Raw genomic sequence first — 18,844 nt, forward strand, 5'->3', positions numbered from 1 at the left:
CCCTCCCCGCCCCCTCGCCGAGACCGGCACCAGAACGCGCCGAGACCGAGCGAAATGACGTGCCGCGTACGCCGAGACCGCCCCTGTTCCCCGTACACTCGCCCCATGCGTAGGACCCTGCTCGTCACCAATGACTTCCCGCCCGTCGTCGGCGGCATTCAGTCCTACCTGGACGATTACACCCGCCGTCTGCCCGCTGCGGACCTGACCGTCCTGGCCTCAACACCCCCCGAGGGCCCCAACGCCGCCGCAGACTTCGACCGCCAGGCCGCCTTCGACGTGGTGCGCATGCCCACCCACATGCTCCTGCCAACCCCTGACGTGCGTAGGCGCATGCAGGAGCTCATCCGCGAGCGCCACATCGAGACCGTGTGGTTCGGGGCCGCCGCTCCGCTCGGCCTGCTGGGCCGCGCAGCGAAACAGGCTGGGGCCACCCGCGTCATCGCCACCACCCACGGGCACGAGGTCGGCTGGGGAATGGTGCTCGGCGCCCGGCAGGCGCTGCGTCGGATCTTCCGCGACGCCGACGTCGTCACCTACATCTCCGACTACACGCTCGGCGAGCTGCGCCCCCACCTGCCAGCCGACCAGGAGGTCCTGCGCCTGCCCAGCGGCATCGACGTCGACCGTTTCCACCCTGACCCCGAGGCGCGCGCCGCCCTGCGCGCCCGGTACCGGCTGGGTGAGGCGCCCACGGTCGTATGCGTGTCCCGGCTGGTCGCCCGCAAGGGGCAGGACTCTCTGATCTCCGCCTGGCCGCGCGTGGTGGAGCAGGTGCCGCAGGCCCGACTCGTCATTGTCGGCTGGGGCCCTTATGCGAAGAAGCTAGCGCTATTGCGCCGGTCCTCCCCGGTGCGCGAGTCGATCATCCTCACCGGAAAGGTGCCCTACGAGGAGCTGCCGGGGCACGTGGCCATGGGCGACGTCTTCGCCATGCCCTGCCGCACGCGCGGGGAGGGGCTCGACGTCGAGGGGCTCGGCATTGTCTTCCTCGAGGCCTCCGCTGCCGGGCTGCCGGTGATCGCCGGCACGAGCGGCGGGGCGCCCGAGACGGTGGTGGAGGACGTGACCGGGAATGTCGTTGACGGCCGCGATGAAGATGCGCTGGTCGCGGCCTGGTACGTCAGCTGACGGATCCCGACTTGCGCGCGCGCATGGGCGCCGCCGGGCGTGCACTCATGGTCGAGAAATGGACCTGGTCGGGACTGGTCGAGAGCCTGGTGCAGGCCATTGATGCCCGGTGATCGCTCGAGCCGGCAGACACGGTGGGCGCCTGCAACTGTCACGCAGTTGCTACCGCTCGCCGATGACGCAACCGCCCTGCTCGAGTTGGCCCTACTTGCCGCCTGGCGCCCGCGGACCATCCTGAGCACTCCGGATCTGCCGGACTGTGTGCTGCGCGAGCATGCCGGCCTGACGAAAAGAGCCAATTCTCTGCTGGTGCTTGCTCCCAAGGTTCCCGCCCGCCTGTCGGCAGCAACCGACTGGTATCTCCGACGCGGCATGCCCGGGCTGTCGATGCTCCGTCACGACGCCTCCCCGCCTCCGGAGTTGCGCCCGGTTCCCGTTCCCCGAGTCCTCGTAATGACTGCGCAGGCCGACCTCGTTGCCGACGGCGAGTCCGGCGCGTCGTCCACCCTCACCAAGATGCCGCCCTCCTCGCTGATCAGGCGTATCGCCCGCCGCGCCGACCCCGGCACCCCCTCGCAGCAGGCCGTGGATGACGCCTTAGCGCTGTTGACCAGCGCACCGGTTCAGCTCTTCGCCCGCACCCCCGGGGGAGGTCACGGGAGACTCGCCATCACGGAAGTCGCCGGCACGGCCGTCATCGATGGACTGTTCGTCCCACCCGAGGAGCGACGACGCGGCGCCGCCACCGCCATGATCAAAGCGCTTGCCGGTGCGGCGCATGCACACGGTGCGAGCACCGTCGCCCTGGAGGTTGAAGAGGACAACGCGCCGGCTGTGACGTGCTACCGACGCCTGGGGTTCAGCACCGTCCACTCGCACCGGTACTTCACCCCGGAACCCCGCCGCCCTTAGTGGAACCAGCCCCAGTAGCTGGATTAACCCCTCACGCCCCACCGGCAGCTGTCAGTTGCACCATGTTCGTGCCGGTCTCGGTGCGTCATTGGCGCCGGTCTCAGTGCTGATTGTTACCGACCTCGGCGGCGGGGCCGGGGGTGGCCGCGTGGGAGGCGCGCAGGTCGGCGATGGCGGCCTCGAAGTCGTCCAGGGAGTTGAAGCCGGAGTAGACGGAGGCGAAGCGCAGGTAGGCGACCTCGTCGAGTTCGCGCAGCGGCTCCAGGATCGCCAGCCCCACCTCGTGGGAGTCGACGATGGCGTGCCCCTTGCCGCGCACCGTCTCCTCCACCTTGTGGGCCAGCAACGCCAACTGGTCGTCGGTGACCGGGCGGCCCTGGCAGGCGCGGCGCACGCCGTTGATTACCTTGTCGCGCGAGAACGGCTCGGTGGCACCGGAACGCTTGCGCACCGACAGGCTGGCCGCTTCGATCGTGGTGAAGCGCCGGCCGCACTTGGTGCACTGGCGGCGGCGACGGATCGAAGCGCCGTCGTCCGAGGTGCGCGAGTCGACCACGCGTGACCCACTGTGCTGGCAGAAAGGACAGCGCACGCCGACCACCTCCGGTTCCCCGTCTTATGCGTATGGTTCGGAGGTTATGCTTCCGGCGCGCGGATCCGCAAGCGTTTACGGGCGCGAGCCCGTCAGACCGGCGGCGACTCAGCCGGCGGGGACGACGAGCGTCTGGCCGGGCTGCAGGGTGGAGCTGGTCAGTCCGTTGAGCTCGACGATTTGAGCCATTACCTCATTGACATCACCGACCCCGGTAGCCACGGCGACGTCCCACAGGGACTGGCCGGACTGGACGGTAGTGGTGGTGGTCTGCGCCGGGGCCGCGCTAAACCCGGAGGCGACGATGCCGCCGGCCGCCACCAGGACCGCGGCCAGCACCAGCGCGCCCGCAGCAAGCAGTCGGCGCACGGCTACGGGCAGGGCGGCGCGGTCGGCCGACCGCTCAGCGATCCGCTGTGCGGAAGCGGGCTCCACGCGGCGCTGCATCACCGGAGCCTGCGCTACCCGGATCTCCACCGAGGTCAACGCCGTGCGACTGGCGCGCGCACGCACCGCCGGATGGGTGGGAGCCAGCTCCTCCAAGGAGCGCCGTCGGGGCTGCGGAGCGACAGGACGCCGCTTTACCTCCGGCGGTGCGGCGACATGAGACGACGCCACAGTCGACTCGGAGCCGGCCGCTTCGCCGCCGACGACCAGCCGCAGCTGCGGACGAGGCACATCCGCCGACGCCCCCTCGGGCTCCGGGGAAGGTGCAGTACTGCCGGCGGCACCGCCGATCACGAACAACCTTGAGCCGTGCTGCTCCTCGGTGGGAACCAGCCGGAGACGCGGCGGCACTGGGGCGGCAAGAGCACTCATGAAAGCCTCCTAGAACACACGTTCGACGAACGCCTGTTCGATAGATTACCGGTTCACGTCCGACACGTCCAGAGCGTTTTCGAACACATGTTTGATCGCCCGGACAATCGGCCGTAGTCTTGACGAGACAAGGCCATCACAGGCCACCGACATGAATTCGGGCTCCTTAACCGGCACCCGGCCCCCGGGCCGCCGGCAGCCCGGGGAATGAGGGACAGGCGATGAGCACAACCACCCGCCGGGCGGGACGCCGCGGCACCAACCCGGCCCCCGCCGATGTCCCCACTCCCCTTCCTGTTCCCACCGCCGACGTCCTGGAGTCCCTGGACGCACGCGCCCGCGCCGTCTACGAATCGGTGCGCGCAGCGGTCACCGCCCACGGCTACCCGCCCTCCATGCGGGAGATCGGCGCCCAGGTGGGCCTGACCAGTCCCTCCTCCGTCAAGCACCAGCTCGACAAGCTCGAGCGTCTCGGCCTGGTGCGGCGCGACCCCAACCGACCGCGCGCCCTGGAGGTCGTGGTCCCCACGGCGGAGCCGGACGCCGGTTCCACGAGTTCCCCTCAAGCCGCCCCCGTCTTGGAGCCGTCGCTGCCGGTGCTGCCCGGCGTCGCCGACGGCGAGGCCGTGGCCGTGCCGCTGGTAGGGCGCATCGCGGCCGGCACGCCGATCCTGGCCGAACAGGACGTGGAGGACGTCCTCGCCCTCCCCCGCCGCCTGACCGGCGACGGCGAGCTGTTCATGCTGGAGGTGCACGGCGACTCCATGATCGACGCGGCCATCTGCGACGGCGACTGGGTGGTGGTACGCGCACAGCCGGATGCCGACAACGGCGACGTGGTGGCCGCGATGGTCGAGGACGTCGACGGCGCCTCCGCAACCGTCAAGGTGCTCTCCCGCAAGGACGGGCACCAGTGGCTGCTGCCACGCAACCCCGACTACGCCCCCATCCCTGGAGACGAGGCCACGATCATGGGCAAGGTCGTCACGGTGCTGCGGGCCCTCTGAGTGGAAACCTAGGCGCAAGCGCACAGAGGTAGGCCTCATTCGGGTTGTCGGGCCCCGGGGCTGCGATGCGGTGGTCGCGTTCGGGCCGGCGAGGGCGGTGTCGGGCCGGCGAGGCTGGCAGCGTTGACGGCCGCGCGCGAAACGCAGGGATCGTGCGGGGTGCCGGTTCGGGGATCGCGGCCGTTGACGGTGCTCGTCGGTGATGCTGATGTTCGTGCGTCGCGCCCTGGCGCGCACGCCGTCGCGGGGGCGGCCTGTTGGGGAGGGGACGGTTCATGTGTCCCTGTGACAGTTCGTCAGGTAGCACCCACGATTCGCCATGAATGGTGACTGGTTCGTGTGCCTACCTGGCGAACCGTCGCCGGAGGTGGCGAATCGTCGACCCGAACCCGCGAACCGTCACACGCGAACGGTTCGTCCCGCTGGGGGTAGGCCTGGTCTGACGCGTCGGGCCCCGTGGGGTTGTTCGCGGACGCGGCTTCCGGCCGCCGGCATATCCGCCCGGGACCGCAGCAACGGGCACCCCACCAACCCGAGAACGTCCCCGCTAGACCGACGACGCCCCGCGTTCGGCGAAAACGTCCGGTTACACCCCAAACCCTCTCGGATGTGGAGGGCTTGGGGTTGATGAGGACGTTTTCGGCAGATGGGCGGACACCGGCCACGACCTCGTGAGCCCGAAAGCGACCTCTGCAGCCCGAACACGTCCTTCGCTGAGGCGGATGTCGCCATCGACTATGCCCGAGTTAGAGGCGTGTGCGTGTTGCTTAGGATCGGGGTTTTGGTTGGTGTGGTGTGGGATAGTCGGGGCGATCATGGTCCCCGGGGGATCCGGGATGGTGCTTGCCCCCTGTGGGTGAGCGTGTGCGCCGTGAGAACACGGTCCCCGCTCTGCTCTAGACCCGTATGAACAGGCTAGAACGTACAGCGGCCGGATCACAGTGCCGGAGGTGCATCGAGTGCAGTGTGACCGCCACCGCGCCCGGCCTCGCCGCCCAGGTCGAGTGGGTGGACATGAGAGATCTCATTGACTGGGCGACCGGCAGCCGCTCCCGGGCCGACCTGTCCGGTGGCAATGGCGGGGCGTTTCGCCGCCGGACCGCCTGCGTCGGTTTGGACCCCTCGCGCCGGTTTGGACCCCTTGCGTCAGTTTGGACCCCTTACGTCGGTTTGGACCGCCCACGCGGCACACAACAGCGGTCCAAACAGGGGACAACGGTCCAAACAGGGGACAGCGGTCCAAACAGGGCAGGTTGGCAGCGGGCACCCCCGACAGCTGGCCTAAAAACCACCACGCCCACGCCGACAACCCGCAGAAGGGGCCGATCCCCAAACGGGATCGGCCCCTTCATGCTTGCGGACGGCGTTGCGGCCGCCGCGGCGCAACTCAGTACCCGAGTCCGCGGGCAACCTCGCGCAGCCGCTCGGCGGAGGCGGTCAGCCGGTCGCGCTCGTCGAGGGTGAGCGGCAGCTCCAGCCGGCGCCCGGCGCCCTCACGGCCGACGATGGTCGGCACCGCCATGCACACGTCGGAGATGCCGTGCCAGTTGTCCAGCAGCGGGAGATGGTCAGCACCCGCTGCTCGTCGTTGAGGACGGCCCCGATGATGCGGGAGACCGCCAGGCCGACGGCGTAGTTGGTCGCGCCCTTGCCCTCGATGATGCGGTAGGCGGAACGGACCACGTCGTGGGCGATGCGGTCGCGCTTGGCCTGGTCGAACACGCCACCGTCGAGGGTCTTGCCCCACTGAGTGACCGGCACGCCGCCGATCTCGGTGGAGGACCACAAGGCGACCTCGGAGTCGCCGTGCTCACCGGCGATGTAGCGTGAATGTTCTGAGTGGCGGTGCCGGTCTCCAAGGAGACGAGGTACCGCATACGGGCGGTGTCCAGAACCGTGCCGGAGCCGAAGATCTGGTTCTCGGGCAGTCCGGTGATCTTCTTGGAGCAGTAGGTGACGACGTCGACCGGGTTGGCGACCATCACGAAGATGGCGTTCGGCGCCACCTCCACCAGCTTGGGCAGGATCTTCTCCATGATGCCGACGGTCGCGCCGGCGAGCTCGAGACGGGACTGTCCGGGCTTCTGCTTAGCACCGGCGGTGACGGCGATGACATCCGCACCGCGGCAGATCTCCGGGTCATCCGAGCCGGAGACGGCACCTGCGGAGGTGAACTGAATGCCCTGGGCGATGTCGAGCGCCTCCGCCTCGACCTTCTCCTTGACGATATCCTGCAGGACGATCTCGCGGGCGACACCCTTGGTAACGCAGGCGTAGGCGAGCGTTGAGCCAACCGCGCCGGCACCGATGATGGCGACCTTGGAAGGACGGCCGGAGCGGGCCGTCGGGTATGAACCTTGAGCGCTGTTGGTGATCGTGGAGTCTGACACTGTGTGCCTCCGTATCTGGACGGTTGTCAGGTTGGTGAGCTGGCCCACCCAGGGCTCAGACTACGCGGTCGGCCCCAACGTCGCACGAGTACCGGAGAGTCAGTTCCGTTGAGGTCGGCGGTCACTTCCCGGCGGCCAGCCGTCCCAATGCCGCCAGGACGACGTCGCGGTCCCGCGTCGGCCACAGCGGCGGCATGGAGCGAGCCAGGAAGGCGCCGTAGCGGGCGGTGCGCAGCCGCGGATCCAACACGGCCACGACGCCGCGGTCGTCGGCCCGGCGCACCAATCGCCCCACCCCCTGCGCCAGCAGCAGGGCGGCGTGCGTGGCCGAGACGGCCATGAAGCCGTTACCGCCTGCGGCCGTGACGGCCTCGCTGCGGGCCTGGGCGACCGGGTCGTCCGGTCGGGGGAAGGGAATGCGGTCGATCACCACCAGCCGACAGGTGCGGCCGGGCACGTCCACGCCCTGCCACAGGGACAGGGTTCCCACCAGGCAGGCGTCCTCGTCGGCGGCGAAGGCCTCCACCAGGGTGGACAGTCGGTCCTCCCCCTGCGCATACACGGTCAGGTCGGTGCGCTCGCGCAGCAGCGCCGCGGCGTCGTCGGCGGCCCGCCGGGAGGAGAACAGGCCGAGCATGCCGCCGCGACTGGCCTCGGCGAGGGCCACTACCTCCTCCAGGGCGCCCGCAGAGATGCCCGCCCCGGGGCGCGGCAGGTGGGTGGGGGTGTACAAGATCCCCTGGCGCGCGTAGTCGAAGGGGGTGCCGACGTCGAGCCCCTCCCAGTCGGCATCGGTGAGGGTGAGCCCGAGGGCCGCCGCCATCGGGTTGAAGCTGCCACCCAGGGCGAGGGTGGCGGAGGTGAGCACGGCGGCGTGGTCGGCCAGCAGCGTGTCGGCCACCGAGGCGGCCACGTCGATGGGCGCGAGGGTCAGGCGCGGCGGATCGGCGCCCAGGCGCGGGCGTTCCACCCAGGCGACGTCGCGCCGCTGGGCGACCGAGTCGGAGGTCATGCGCTCGACCACGTCGGTCATGTCCGCCACCGCGGTGCGGGCCAGGGCCACTCCCCCGGCCTCGCGCCCGCCTGTCCACCGCCCTGGTTCGCCGCGCGGGCGGCCTCGCGCACATCGGTGAGCACCTGGCGGCAGGCGGCCTCCAACACGGTCAGGGCGTCAGCGAGCGCGGGCGGCAGCCCATCGGCCAGGCGCCCGTCGGGCAGTTCCGCCAGGGCCAGCTGCAGGGTCTGCCCGGCTTCCTCCAACTCGTTGACCAGCACGCCGGCGTGGCGGCGGGCGGTCGTGGCCACGCGCGCGACCGCCGCAGCGGACAGGCTGGCGGTGCCCTGGGAGCGCACGCGGTCGGCCAGTTCATGGGCCTCATCGATCACCAGTACCTCGTGCTCGGGCAGCACGCCGGGGTTGCCGGCGACGGCAATGCCGAGCATGGCGTGGTTGGTGACCACCACGTCGGCCTCCGCGGCGGCGGCGCGGGCGCGCACGGGGAAGCACTCGTCGTGCAGGGGGCAGCCGGAGCCAGGCATTCCGCGGCGGTCACGGAGGCCTGCGCCCAGGCGCGGTCGGATACGCCGGGCACCAGGTCGTCACGGTCGCCGGTGTCGGTCTGCTCGGCCCACTGCCGCAGCCGCACCACCTGCTCACCGAGGGTCTGCTCGGCGCCCTCGCCGATGCGGGCGCGGGGCGCGGCCGCGGCGGCGGAGAAGAGGGTGTCGGCGTCGTCGTCGGGGTAGCCGCCGGCCAGGCGGTGGCGGCACAGGTAGTTCTGCCAGCCCTTGAGCAGAGCGACACTGGGCCGGACGCCGGTGGTGCGTTCGACGGCGTCGGCGGCCAGTGGGGCGTCCTTGGTGAGCACCTGGCGCTGCAGGGCGAGGGTGGCGGTGGAAACGACGGTGCGCTCGCCGGCTTCGACGGCGTGCACCATGGCGGGCACCAGGTAGGCCAGCGACTTGCCGGTGCCGGTGCCGGCCTGCACCAGCAGGTGGCCGCCGGAGGTGATGGTGCGGGTCACGCGGCGGGCCATTTCAATCTGGCCCTCCCGCGGGCTGCCGCCGAGCGCGGCCACGGCGGCGTCCAGTGCGGCCCGGGTGCGCGCCTGCTCCGTCGCGCCCGGTTTTTCCGTCACGGTCGCGTCCGTGGGTGGCGGTGCGGCGTCGGCGTCCCTATTCGCCCGGTCCGCCGGGCCGGGCGTACTCACCTCGCGCACGGGTTCACCCGGCGTCGACGGCGGTCAGCTCCGCCGCCAGGGCGGCGTCCACGCGGGCGACCACGTGCGTGCCGGCCTCCACGTATTCGACGGCGGTTATATCGCCGTCGGCGTGCACGCGGGAGACCAGGTCGCCGCGTGAGTATGGGACGACGACGTCAACGGCCACATCCGGGCGCGGCAGCATGGCCTCGATGCGGCTGCGCAGTTCCTGCAGCCCCTGGCCGGTGCGGGCGGAGACGACGACGGCGTCGGGCAGGCGGGTGCGCAGGGCGGCCAGCGTGACCGGGTCAGCGAGGTCGGCCTTGTTCAGTGCGATCAGTTCGGGCACGTCCAGGGCGCCGGGAATGTCGGCCAGGACGGCGTGGACGGCGGAGATCTGGCCGAGCGGGTCGGGGTGGGCGGCGTCGACGACGTGCAGCACGACGTCGGCCTCCGCGACCTCCTCCAGGGTGGAGCGGAAGGCCTCGATCAGCTCGTGCGGCAGATTGCGCACAAAGCCGACCGTGTCGGTGAGGGTGTATATGCGCCCGTCGGCGGCCTCGGCCTTGCGAACGGTCGGGTCCAGGGTGGCGAACAGGGCGTCCTGCACCATGATGTCGGCGCCGGTGAGGGCGTTCATGAGGGAGGACTTGCCGGCGTTGGTGTAGCCGGCGATGGCGACCGAGGGGATGGGGCCGCGGCGCCGGGAGCCGCGCTTGACCTCGCGCGAGGGGGCCATGGCCCGGATCTCGCGCCGGAGCTTGGCCATGCGCTGACGGATGCGACGGCGATCCAGCTCGATCTTGGTCTCACCGGGGCCGCGCGAGCCGATGCCCTGACCACCGGCGACCCGTCCGCCGGCCTGCCGGGACATGGACTCGCCCCAGCCGCGCAGGCGCGGCAGCAGGTACTCCAGCTGGGCCAGCTCCACCTGGGCCTTGCCTCCCGGGACTTGGCGTGCTGGGCGAAGATGTCCAGGATCAGGGCGGTGCGGTCCACGACCTTGGCGTCCACCACGTCCTCCAGGGCGCGGCGTTGGGAGGGGGCGAGTTCACCGTCGACGATGACCGTGTCCGCGCCGGTGTCGGCGACCATCTCGGCCAGCTCCTTGGCCTTGCCGGAGCCCAGGTAGGTGGCCGGATCGGGGTGGTCGCGTCGCTGGATGAGGGCGTCGAGCACCTCGCTGCCGGCGGTTTCGGCCAGGGCGGCAAGCTCACGCAGGGAGGTCTCGGCATCCTGGGCGGCGGTTCCGGTGCCCGCCGGGAAACCCGGATTGGCGGGCGCGCCCGGGCGGGGCAGTTCAAGGCCGACGAGGATGACGCGCTCGAGGCGGACCTGCCGGTACTCGACCTCGCTGATGTCCTCCTGCTCGGTGGACAGCCCGGCCACCCGGCGGGTGCCGGCGCGGGCCTCGCGCTCCAGAGCGCCGGCATCGGACTCTTGGTCCTGCGGGCGGCCGGAGGTGGAGGCCAGGGCGGTGCCGGCGCGGGAGCGGACCCGGGAGGCGAGCGCCGCGGCGGGGTCGTCGGCGGCCGCAGCGGCGGGCGCGTCATTGCGGGCGGCGTCGTTGTCGGCGGTGGTGCTGTGGGCGGTGCGATTGCTGGGGTTCGACGTGTTTTCCATGCGAGTTCCGATGCTACTGCCTGGCCACTTCCTTGCCGAGTGCCCGCGGGCCGCGTTCGCCGACGGCGGTCGCTGTGGCAACGGCGCCCCGGGCCGATACGCTCGGGCGGTGAGCTCCGTCGATGCCGATCCGCCCACCGTCCCGGATGCCGGAGATCCCAGCACGGTCAACGAAGGCGCCATGCCGTCGTCGCCCCCACCGCCGTCGCTGCGCGCCCTGGTGACCACGCCGGTGGGGCACCTGGCCGCCTCAATGCTGGTGGTGGAGCTGCTGGCCGGCATGCAGACCTACATCAACCAGACGGTGCTGCCGCTGGTGGCCACCGATCTGGGGGCGCGCGCCCACTACGGACTGGTGACGGCCGCCGCCATGGTGCCTACCTTCCTGACCATGCCGCTGGGCGGCGCCATGCTGACCCGCTGGCGGGCGGACCGGCTCATGACCGTGCTCACCGCCGTGCTGGTGGCGGGTGCCATAACCGGGGCGCTGGCGCCGAATGTGGGCGTGTACGTGCTCGGCGAGGTGCTGCGGGGGCTGGCGGCCGGCGCCCTGGCGACGGTGACCATGGGCGTGCTGGTGGCGGGTCTGCCAGAGGCGTGGCGGCGGATGTTCCTGGCGGCGGGCTCGGCCACCTGGGTGGTCTCCTCCATCCTCGGCCCCGGTTACGCGGCCGCGGTGTCACAGGCATGGGGCTGGCGCTGGGCGCTGGTCGTGTACGTACCGCTGCTGGTGGCGGCGCGGCTGCTGATGGCACGGGAGATCCGCGGCCTGCAGGTGAGTGACGACGAGTCCCATCCACCACTGGTTCCGGCACTGGTGATGGCCGGCGGAGTGGCGGCCATTGGGGCGGTGCCCGCGGCGTCGGCGCTGTTCGCGCCCGTCGGTGTGGCCGGGGCGGCGGCAGTGGTGTGGGCCTGCGCACAGGTGTTCCCCAGCGGGACCATGCGCCTGGCACCGGGAAGGCGAGCGGCGCTGGCCACGCTCGCCTGGCTGTGCGCCACCTATTTCACGCTGGACTACCTGGTCTCCCCCGCCGCCCACGACGTGCTCGGCCTGGGGCCGACGGCAATCGGCTGGGCGCTGACCTGCGCCGGATTCGCATGGTCCTCCATCGCGATTTGGACGGCGGCGCATCCGGCCCGCGAGCCGCGCCGATACCGAATGCGGGTGGGCGTCGGCGGGGCGTGCCTGGCGATCGGCGGGGCGGTGATGACGGCGGCCTTCGGCGGGGCGGCGCCTGGTGGGGGCTGCACGTGGGCTTCGCGACGGCGGGTGCCGGAATGGGGATCATCCACCAGGACACAATGATCCGCTGCGTGACCGCGCCGGAGGACCTGGGCGGCGCGCCTGACGGCATCTCCCAGGCGCGGGCGGCTACGTCGGCGACCGTGGCGAACGCCGCCGGCGCAGCCGCTCTGGGCACGCTGGCGACCGCTTTCGTGGCGCCGTCGGCGGCCGGCGTGCAGGCGAACCTGCTGGTGCCGACGACGGCGGTGCTCACCCTCGCCCTCACCCTCACCCCGCTGCTGGCCCGCCGGGCGGCCTGAAGCGGAATCGCTTATGACGACCGCGGCCCGCGCCCGGTAGGGTCGGGCGCGTGAGCGAGCAGCACTACTTCACCGCCTCCCCCGAGGCCCCCGCCGAGGAGCGGCGCCACCACTTCGTCATCCGCGGCACCGAGCACGACGTGACCACCGCCTCCGGGGTGTTTTCCGCCGACCGCCTGGACCTGGGCACGCGCGTGCTGCTGCGGCAGGCGCCCGAGCCGCCGCAGGCGGGCACCTTCCTGGACCTGGGCTGCGGCTGGGGCCCGCTCACCCTGGCCCTGGCCGACGCCGCCCCGCAGGCCACGGTGCTGGCCACCGACGTCAACGAGCGCGCGGTGGAGCTGGCCGGGCGCAACGCCGCCGACGCCGGACACACCCGCGTGCGCGCCGTCCTCGCCGACGCGCTGTTGGACGAACTGCGGAGCTCGGGCACGCGCTTGGACCTGATCTGGTCCAACCCGCCGATGCGGATCGGCAAGGCCGCGCTGCACGCGCTGCTCACCGACTGGTTGGGACTGCTGGCCGACACCGGGGAGGCCTGGCTGGTGGTGCAGAAGAACCTCGGGGCCGATTCACTGGCCAAGTGGTTGGGCGACCAGGGCTGGACGGTGAGCCGGGAGGCCTCCTCCAAGGGCTACCGCGTCCTGCGTGTCACGCGCTGATCCCGCCCCACCGACACCGGCACTTGTTACGCACCGAGACCGGTCGAAATAACCCGCCGCAACGGCTGCCCGCCCACCGCTCCCCTACTCCCACATTGCACCAGTAGCAGCCGTGTTCGTGATCGCGGGCCAGGGTTTGCCGAGCATCCTCGCAGGGGTATAGTAACTTCCGGTTTTGAACACTCATCGGAGAGACTGAGGGGCGGACATGACCGAGTCATTCCCGTTGCAGCCGTCGCCCGGCGCGGTCCTCACGGGCCAGGCGGCCGCACAACAGCTAACGGCCATGGGGCTCGATGCAGACCTCCTAGCCGAGTCATGTCACGAGGGGCTTCAGGCCGCCATCAACCAACACACGCCATTCGATCCCGTAATTGCCTTCGGCTTTGAGCACTGGGCGAAGACCGTCAGCGCCGTACGCAAGTATCTGGACATCTGCGGCTGGCAGGCCCACGACCGCGCCAATGCACCCCGCTCGGTAAGCCCGGAGGGTCTTGTCGCCATCGCCGCTATGGGAGGAAACGCCAACACCGGAAACCCGGACAAGCGGCCCGCCAACGCGAGAAGCAGGGGCCCTGTCTTCCGCAACGAAGTTGACGACAATGCCGCGCTCTCGCACATTCAGCTAGTCCACCAACTCGTCCTCGACTTATCCGAAGGCGTAACAACCGCTGCTGCCGCCGCGGCCCGAGGTATTTCACGGCGTACCTGGATACTGTTGTATTACTGGGATCGCAGCGAGAACGTGCTTCGCTGCGAACTCTCGCTGCCCGTAGCATGCGACGACGGTGTCATCACGCAATGGCATACCCGCATCATTCTGCCGGAAGCACCACTGGAGCCCGCTGGCCTCGAGGCATCCCACAGCGAGGGCCCACCGACGACGTCGACTTTGACGTGGTGGCGCTATAACGCCCATCCCAGCGCTATCGACTCAATCACGATATGTCCATCCACCCCACACGTGTCACGATCGCCCGCGAACGCGGCGGATTGTCCCGGGTAGACCTGGCCACCGCCGTCGGCGTGACAACTCGTACTCTTACAAACTGGGAAGACATAGGCGCACCCGACACCAGGGCCGACGCGCTCTCCACCGCCACCGCACAACCCGTGGCATTCTTCCAAACTAATCCGGCCGCCACGGTGACCGATGATCGGATATTCTTCAGAACGCGCCGCCGTACGAGCGCAGTTCTCCTACACCAGGCCACCGCCCTCGGGTCTCTGGGGATGGAGATGTTCAACGAGATAAGCCGACGACTTGGCCTGCCTGTGCTTACGCTGCCGGAACTCGATCCGGGCCTGTCCCCTCAAGCGGCGGCTGAGGCGGTGCGCTTGCAATGGGGCTTAGGCGACTTCCCACTGCCGAACCTCGTACAGCTTGTTGAGTCCCATGGCATTCGGGTGCTGGGGATCCCGGCAGCCGAGCAGGACGTTGACGCCTTCAGTTTCTGGGGTCCAGATGCACGCCCATACGTGTTCCTCGCCCGCCGGAAGACGCCGGAACGGTCCCGCTTTGATCTCGCCCACGAGCTCGGTCATCTCCTGATGCACTCCAGCACAAAGACCGACGACGCCGCCACGGACCGGGAGTTGGAACGGGAGGCCAACGTCTTCGCAGCAGCGCTCTTGCTTCCGCCCGATTCCGTACGCGCGATGGTGCCCTCCGCCCCACCGCTGGACGCAGTTATTGCGCTCGCCCGTCGTTTCGGCACCTCCGCCGTCGCTGCGGCGCACTCCGCCCACGACGTCGGAAGAGCTTCTGATTGGGGACACCGCCAGCTCATGGCCGAACTCGCCCGCCGCGGTTTTGAAACCGGTGAGCCGGACAGCTCGCTCCCCTATGAGCGCTCGCGGATCCATGACGCCTGGTGAAATATCTGCGCCAGTCTCGGATGACGACGACCGCCTGGGCACGCTCCATCGGCCAGCGCCCCGATGATGTAGCTTCATTTACCCTTGGACAGGCGCTGTCAGCCGCGCCCTAGGCGCTGATCTGCCCGTGCGGCGGAGCCATCTAGCCCGACGATCTCTCCGTGCAAGAAGGCGATCGTCGCGTCCGCCAACGCGCATCGCTCGCCGTCGACTGCGCACCGCAGCTGACCATCTCGCGCGGAGGCCTGCCAGGCGCGAGCATGCGCCTACCCCAGGCGCTCCGCCCAGAACGGGGCGATGTGGCAGCGGCCGGAGCCGCATACTGGGTCCTCTTCCACACCGAGTTTCGGCGCGAAGCTGCGTGACACGCAGTCGAATTCGGCCCCGACGGCGGTGGCGTGGCAAAGCACCCCGGGCAACCCCACGATCCGCCTCATATCGGGCTTCAGGGACCGGACCGTCGCCTCGTCGTCGAATACACACAACAGGTCGCACCCCATCCAGGCCTCGGTCGAGCGCGCCGAGGGCCGCCGCTATCTCCTCGGTGATGTCGACCCGGCGCCGCGCGTGAGCCGGGAAGTCCATCTCGTACCGGACTTCGGCTCGACGCACGGCCGCATCCTAAGGCCGCTAGGCGCGGCGCTCCCGGACGGCTTCCGTGGCGACGACGGCGATCCCGCGGCGACGCAGTGCGGCGGCCAGTACTCCACAGCCCTGCTTGAGTTTGCCCGTGTGGGTACCGTCGTAGATGGTGCGCACGCCGCATGCGGGGCTGCGCTCCTGCAGCACCGCGGCTGGGCACCCCATCTGTGCCGCTACGGCGGCGGCCGCATTGGCGCCGCGCACAAAGGCGTCGGTGACATCCTCGCCGTCCCGAGTGATCACATGCGCATGCCCATCGAGTACGTCTTCGCCGTCGCCGCCCACGATCTCGGCGGGTGAGCGCGGGATGGGCAGACCACCCATCAACTCGGCACACAGCGGCAGGGCGAGTCCCTCGGCAGCCAGGCCGGCGACGTCGCGATTGGGCTTCGCGCTGCCGTCATACCGGCACCTGAAGCCGGCCAAACAGGCGCTGACGAGCAGCGGGCCATCCGGAGAAGACAAGTTCACGGCGAATAGCCTAGCGGCGATGCTCGGACCGGCGCCGCCGGGGCGCTCCGTGTTACTTGTGCCGGTCTGGGTGTGTAATAAGTGCCGGTCTCGGTGAAGAAGCGGGGTGGGGCGGCGCCGGAGAACCGGCACCGCCCCACCCAGTTGAGTTCCTCCCGAGCCCGCGGCCCGGGAGACGCTCGCTTACGCGGAGTGCGGCGAGCGCGGGGCCTTACGGGAGGACAGCACCTGGTCGACGATGCCGTACTCCTTGGCGGCGGCGGCCGTCAGGATCGTGTCGCGCTCGAGGTCGGCGTGCACCTTCTCCACCGGCTGCCCGGTGTGAGAGGCCAGGGTCTCCTCCAGCCAGGTGCGCATGCGTCGATCTCGTTGGCGATGATCTCGATGTCACTGGCCTGCCCCTGCACGCCCTCCATGGCGGGCTGGTGGATGAGCACACGCGCGTTAGGCAGCGCCAGACGCTTGCCGGGAGAGCCCGCGGCCAGCAGCACGGCGGCGGCGGAGGCGGCCTGCCCCAGGCACACGGTCTGCAGCTGCGGCTTGATGTACTGCATGGTGTCGTAGATGGCCGTCAGCGCCGTGAAGGAGCCGCCGGGGCTGTTGATGTACATGGTGATCAGACCATCGGGGTCCTGGGACTCCAGTACCAGCAACTGGGCCATGATGTCGTCGGCGGAGGCGTCGTCGACCTGCACGCCCATAAAGACGATCCGGTCCTCGAACAGCTTGGCGTAGGGGTCCTGCCGCTTGAAGCCGTAGGCGGTGCGCTCCTCGAACTGGGGCAGCACGTAGCGGGCCTGCGGCAGCGCCTGCGGGGCCATGCCCGCGGCGTCGAGCTGCCGGGCGACGGCGTCGAAGTAGGGGCGAGAGCTCGTCATCTCAGTTCTCTCCGTTCTGGTTGCCGATCTCGCGGCTGGAGCTCACGATGTGGTCGACGAAGCCGTACTCGAGGGCCTCGGTCGCGGAGAACCAGTGGTCGCGGTCGGAGTCACGGATGATCTCCTCGACCGTGTGCCCGGTGTTCGCGGCGGTGATCTCGGACAGCTCCTGCTTCATCTTGATGATCAGGTCGGCGTTGATGCGGATGTCGGTGGCCGAACCGCCCGCGCCACCGGAGGGCTGGTGCATGAGCACGCGGGTGTGCGGCGTGATGTAGCGCTTGCCGCGGGCGCCGGAGGACAGCAGGAACTGCCCCATGGAGGCGGCCAGGCCGGTGGCGACGGTGACGACGTCGGGCTGGACGTACTGCATGGTGTCGTAGATGGCCATGCCGGCAGTCACGGAGCCACCCGGGGAGTTGATGTAGAGGTAGATGTCCCGCTCGGGGTCTTCGGCTGCCAGCAGCAGCATCTGCGCGCAGATGGCGTTGGCATTGTCGTCGCGCACCTCCGAGCCGAGCCAGATGATGCGTTCCTTGAGCAGGCGGTTGTAGATGGAGTCGGTCAGGCCCAGGCCCGTCCCGGATCCGTCGGCGGCGGCCGGGGTGATGGCCGCCGGGGGCGTGTGGAGCTCGCTCACGTCAGTCCTTCCGTGTTCGGTGATGCCAACGCTAACCCGATGCCCGTCCAGCGCATGCCCAGGATCGGGGGCTTTTCGCTCACGGCCCACACGACGACGGTGCGGTTCGCCCACCCCGACGCCGTCGCCCGCCGCTTAGCGACGGGGTTCCAAGGGACGAAGTGTGCCGGAGCCCACCGATGCGCCTACTCAGAACACGGGTAACCTCGGCTCAAGGATTTGAAACGGCATACGCGGTATTAAATCCCTCCGCAGCGTACGCCAAGTCCGCACATTCCACGCGCAGCCGTGAAAGGAAGTCAGCCGTGCCCACCACGCCCGTCTCCGAGTCCCTGTTCCGCCTCGGTCTGAATGAGGCCCTCCCGATCAGCGAGGAGGCGACCACCTCACGCGTCGTGGTCAACAACGCCGTCCTGCGCACCGTGATCTTCACCTTCGACGCCGGGCAGCTGCTGACCGAGCACGCCTCCACCAAGGCGGTCGTCGTCACGCTGCTGGAGGGCGAGATGGACTTCGCGATCGGCCAGCGTACCGAGCGCATGCGCGCGGGCGACGTCATCTACCTGGCCCCCAACGACCGCCACGCGCTCACGGCGGTCACCCCGTGCCGCCTGCAGCTGGTCATGGTGGAGGTCGATGATCGCGAGTCCCGGGGCTGACATGCCCGGTTCCACCGGGCCATGCACGGCCATCATGCGCACGCCGGGCGCGCGTCAGCCCACCGCGGATCTGGCGGTGCGGCACAGGCAGGCCGCCGCTAGGGCGGCGCTGATCGCTACCGCTCCTGCCGCCCATGGCTGCCATATCTGCCCATCGAGTATCGCGGCATGTGCCCGCAGCGGCCACCACGAGGGCACCACGGCTGACAGGCTCCACGGCCCGCCGCGGTCCAAGACGGCGGCGGGCAGTACGAGCACTACGAATCCAAGCTTGACTCCCGTCACCCCTTGAACCGTCGAGTCTGCGAATGCGGCCAGCGCCAGGGCGGTAACACCCGCCAGGGGCGCTCCGGCCAGAGCCAGGCCCGTGCCCGCACCCCAGCCAGATCGTTCAATCCGCCTACACGTAGCCCCAGGAGCGCGAGCGGACCGGCGAGCCCCACAGCCAGACCGGCGCGCCAGACCAGGTAGCCGCGCAATGACACCGGGGTCACCGCCACGGCCCGCCAGGTGCCGTCCTCCTTGTCCGCCAAAAGCATGAAGCCGACGACGGTTCCCATCAGCACGGGAGTGATCACGCGAATGCCACCGCGCCCAACGGCTCCAGCCAGGAGCCCGCGTCCAGGCCAAGATGCGAGAGCGCGCCGACCAGCCCCGGAGCGGCCATACGCAGCACCGGGGCAACTACCAGCGGCAGCACCGCCATCCACGAGAGCAGTTCATCGCGCGTCAGACGGCGCAGGTCCAGTGGCGCCATGCGGGCCAGTGCCCCGATCGTCGTCGCCGTGCGG

Annotated in this window: 17 protein-coding genes and 4 pseudogenes; 9 read left to right on the forward strand and 12 right to left on the reverse strand. The window is 70.1% G+C overall.

What is annotated here, in order from left to right; translation table 11 throughout:
* Nucleotides 1-105: 105 nt before the first annotated feature.
* Nucleotides 106-1,131: a glycosyltransferase family 4 protein gene (locus BW737_RS14540; protein WP_257210899.1), complete on the forward strand. Its 1,026-nt coding sequence runs from the start codon at nucleotides 106-108 to the stop codon at nucleotides 1,129-1,131.
* Nucleotides 1,132-1,290: 159 nt separating this feature from the next.
* Nucleotides 1,291-2,043 carry a GNAT family N-acetyltransferase gene (locus tag BW737_RS14545; protein ID WP_180272244.1) on the forward strand — a complete coding sequence of 251 codons (753 nt, stop codon included), beginning with the start codon at nucleotides 1,291-1,293 and terminating at the stop codon, nucleotides 2,041-2,043.
* Between the two features lie 100 nt (nucleotides 2,044-2,143).
* On the opposite strand, the gene nrdR is transcribed toward BW737_RS14545, so the two are convergent.
* The gene (gene nrdR, locus BW737_RS14550) at nucleotides 2,144-2,635 is read right to left on the reverse strand and encodes a transcriptional regulator NrdR (RefSeq protein ID WP_086614706.1); all 492 of its coding nucleotides are present in this window, start codon (nucleotides 2,633-2,635) and stop codon (nucleotides 2,144-2,146) included.
* 108 nt (nucleotides 2,636-2,743) lie between these two features.
* Nucleotides 2,744-3,454 (reverse strand): LysM peptidoglycan-binding domain-containing protein, encoded by a 711-nt coding sequence (locus BW737_RS14555; RefSeq protein WP_086614694.1) that lies wholly within the window; start codon nucleotides 3,452-3,454, stop codon nucleotides 2,744-2,746.
* Between the two features lie 221 nt (nucleotides 3,455-3,675).
* On the opposite strand from BW737_RS14555, the gene lexA reads away from it, so the two are divergent.
* Nucleotides 3,676-4,461 (forward strand): transcriptional repressor LexA, encoded by a 786-nt coding sequence (gene lexA / locus BW737_RS14560; protein ID WP_086614693.1) that lies wholly within the window; start codon nucleotides 3,676-3,678, stop codon nucleotides 4,459-4,461.
* 1,387 nt (nucleotides 4,462-5,848) lie between these two features.
* On the opposite strand, the pseudogene BW737_RS14565 reads toward lexA, so the two are convergent.
* The 3 pseudogenes from BW737_RS14565 to hflX form a co-directional block, all read right to left on the reverse strand.
* A pseudogene (locus tag BW737_RS14565) lies at nucleotides 5,849-6,851 on the reverse strand (L-lactate dehydrogenase).
* 121 nt (nucleotides 6,852-6,972) lie between these two features.
* Nucleotides 6,973-8,989 (reverse strand): annotated as a pseudogene (locus BW737_RS20140) (ATP-dependent DNA helicase).
* An 85-nt stretch (nucleotides 8,990-9,074) separates the two neighbouring features.
* Nucleotides 9,075-10,675, reverse strand: a pseudogene (gene hflX / locus BW737_RS14575) (GTPase HflX).
* A 109-nt stretch (nucleotides 10,676-10,784) separates the two neighbouring features.
* On the opposite strand from hflX, the gene BW737_RS14580 reads away from it, so the two are divergent.
* The 5 genes from BW737_RS14580 (at nucleotide 10,785) to BW737_RS14590 (ending at nucleotide 14,763) form a co-directional block, all read left to right on the forward strand.
* Nucleotides 10,785-11,984 carry an MFS transporter gene (locus BW737_RS14580; RefSeq protein ID WP_257210900.1) on the forward strand — a complete coding sequence of 400 codons (1,200 nt, stop codon included), beginning with the start codon at nucleotides 10,785-10,787 and terminating at the stop codon, nucleotides 11,982-11,984.
* An 8-nt stretch (nucleotides 11,985-11,992) separates the two neighbouring features.
* Complete coding sequence (locus BW737_RS19025; protein WP_257210901.1) at nucleotides 11,993-12,223, forward strand: hypothetical protein; 231 nt, start codon at nucleotides 11,993-11,995, stop codon at nucleotides 12,221-12,223.
* A 50-nt stretch (nucleotides 12,224-12,273) separates the two neighbouring features.
* Nucleotides 12,274-12,885 (forward strand): class I SAM-dependent methyltransferase, encoded by a 612-nt coding sequence (locus BW737_RS14585; protein ID WP_086614692.1) that lies wholly within the window; start codon nucleotides 12,274-12,276, stop codon nucleotides 12,883-12,885.
* Nucleotides 12,886-13,093: 208 nt separating this feature from the next.
* Nucleotides 13,094-13,891: a hypothetical protein gene (locus tag BW737_RS15790; protein ID WP_143233404.1), complete on the forward strand. Its 798-nt coding sequence runs from the start codon at nucleotides 13,094-13,096 to the stop codon at nucleotides 13,889-13,891.
* On the forward strand, nucleotides 13,831-14,763 hold the full coding sequence (locus tag BW737_RS14590) for an ImmA/IrrE family metallo-endopeptidase (protein WP_086614691.1): 933 nt from the start codon (nucleotides 13,831-13,833) through the stop codon (nucleotides 14,761-14,763). The genes BW737_RS15790 and BW737_RS14590 overlap by 61 nt, the downstream gene beginning before the upstream one ends.
* A 266-nt stretch (nucleotides 14,764-15,029) precedes the next feature.
* Here the strand turns inward: BW737_RS14590 and BW737_RS20145 are convergent, their stop codons facing one another.
* The 4 genes and pseudogenes from BW737_RS20145 to BW737_RS14610 all read right to left on the reverse strand — a co-directional run bounded on the left by BW737_RS20145 (nucleotide 15,030) and on the right by BW737_RS14610 (nucleotide 17,394).
* Nucleotides 15,030-15,263, reverse strand: coding sequence for a PhzF family phenazine biosynthesis protein (locus BW737_RS20145; protein ID WP_086614690.1), 234 nt, complete (start codon nucleotides 15,261-15,263; stop codon nucleotides 15,030-15,032).
* Between the two features lie 130 nt (nucleotides 15,264-15,393).
* The gene (locus tag BW737_RS14600; RefSeq protein ID WP_257210902.1) at nucleotides 15,394-15,876 is read right to left on the reverse strand and encodes a 2-thiouracil desulfurase family protein; all 483 of its coding nucleotides are present in this window, start codon (nucleotides 15,874-15,876) and stop codon (nucleotides 15,394-15,396) included.
* A gap of 183 nt (nucleotides 15,877-16,059) precedes the next feature.
* Nucleotides 16,060-16,754 (reverse strand): annotated as a pseudogene (locus BW737_RS14605) (ATP-dependent Clp protease proteolytic subunit).
* A 1-nt stretch (nucleotide 16,755) separates the two neighbouring features.
* Nucleotides 16,756-17,394 carry an ATP-dependent Clp protease proteolytic subunit gene (locus BW737_RS14610; RefSeq protein WP_086614689.1) on the reverse strand — a complete coding sequence of 213 codons (639 nt, stop codon included), beginning with the start codon at nucleotides 17,392-17,394 and terminating at the stop codon, nucleotides 16,756-16,758.
* Between the two features lie 305 nt (nucleotides 17,395-17,699).
* On the opposite strand from BW737_RS14610, the gene BW737_RS14615 reads away from it, so the two are divergent.
* Nucleotides 17,700-18,053: a cupin domain-containing protein gene (locus BW737_RS14615; RefSeq protein ID WP_086614688.1), complete on the forward strand. Its 354-nt coding sequence runs from the start codon at nucleotides 17,700-17,702 to the stop codon at nucleotides 18,051-18,053.
* A 54-nt stretch (nucleotides 18,054-18,107) separates the two neighbouring features.
* Here BW737_RS14615 and BW737_RS15795 read toward each other — a convergent pair whose 3' ends face one another.
* From BW737_RS15795 to BW737_RS14625, 3 genes are read right to left on the reverse strand one after another with little or no spacing between them, the layout of a single operon-like run.
* Nucleotides 18,108-18,311 carry a hypothetical protein gene (locus tag BW737_RS15795; RefSeq protein ID WP_218961935.1) on the reverse strand — a complete coding sequence of 68 codons (204 nt, stop codon included), beginning with the start codon at nucleotides 18,309-18,311 and terminating at the stop codon, nucleotides 18,108-18,110.
* Nucleotides 18,312-18,334: 23 nt separating this feature from the next.
* Nucleotides 18,335-18,631, reverse strand: coding sequence for a hypothetical protein (locus tag BW737_RS14620; protein WP_086614687.1), 297 nt, complete (start codon nucleotides 18,629-18,631; stop codon nucleotides 18,335-18,337).
* Nucleotides 18,628-18,810 (reverse strand): hypothetical protein, encoded by a 183-nt coding sequence (locus BW737_RS14625; protein ID WP_086614686.1) that lies wholly within the window; start codon nucleotides 18,808-18,810, stop codon nucleotides 18,628-18,630. The genes BW737_RS14620 and BW737_RS14625 overlap by 4 nt, the downstream gene beginning before the upstream one ends.
* Nucleotides 18,811-18,844: the final 34 nt, after the last annotated feature.

It is taken from the genome of Actinomyces ruminis (assembly GCF_002154335.2).
GTDB lineage: Bacteria > Actinomycetota > Actinomycetes > Actinomycetales > Actinomycetaceae > Actinomyces > Actinomyces ruminis.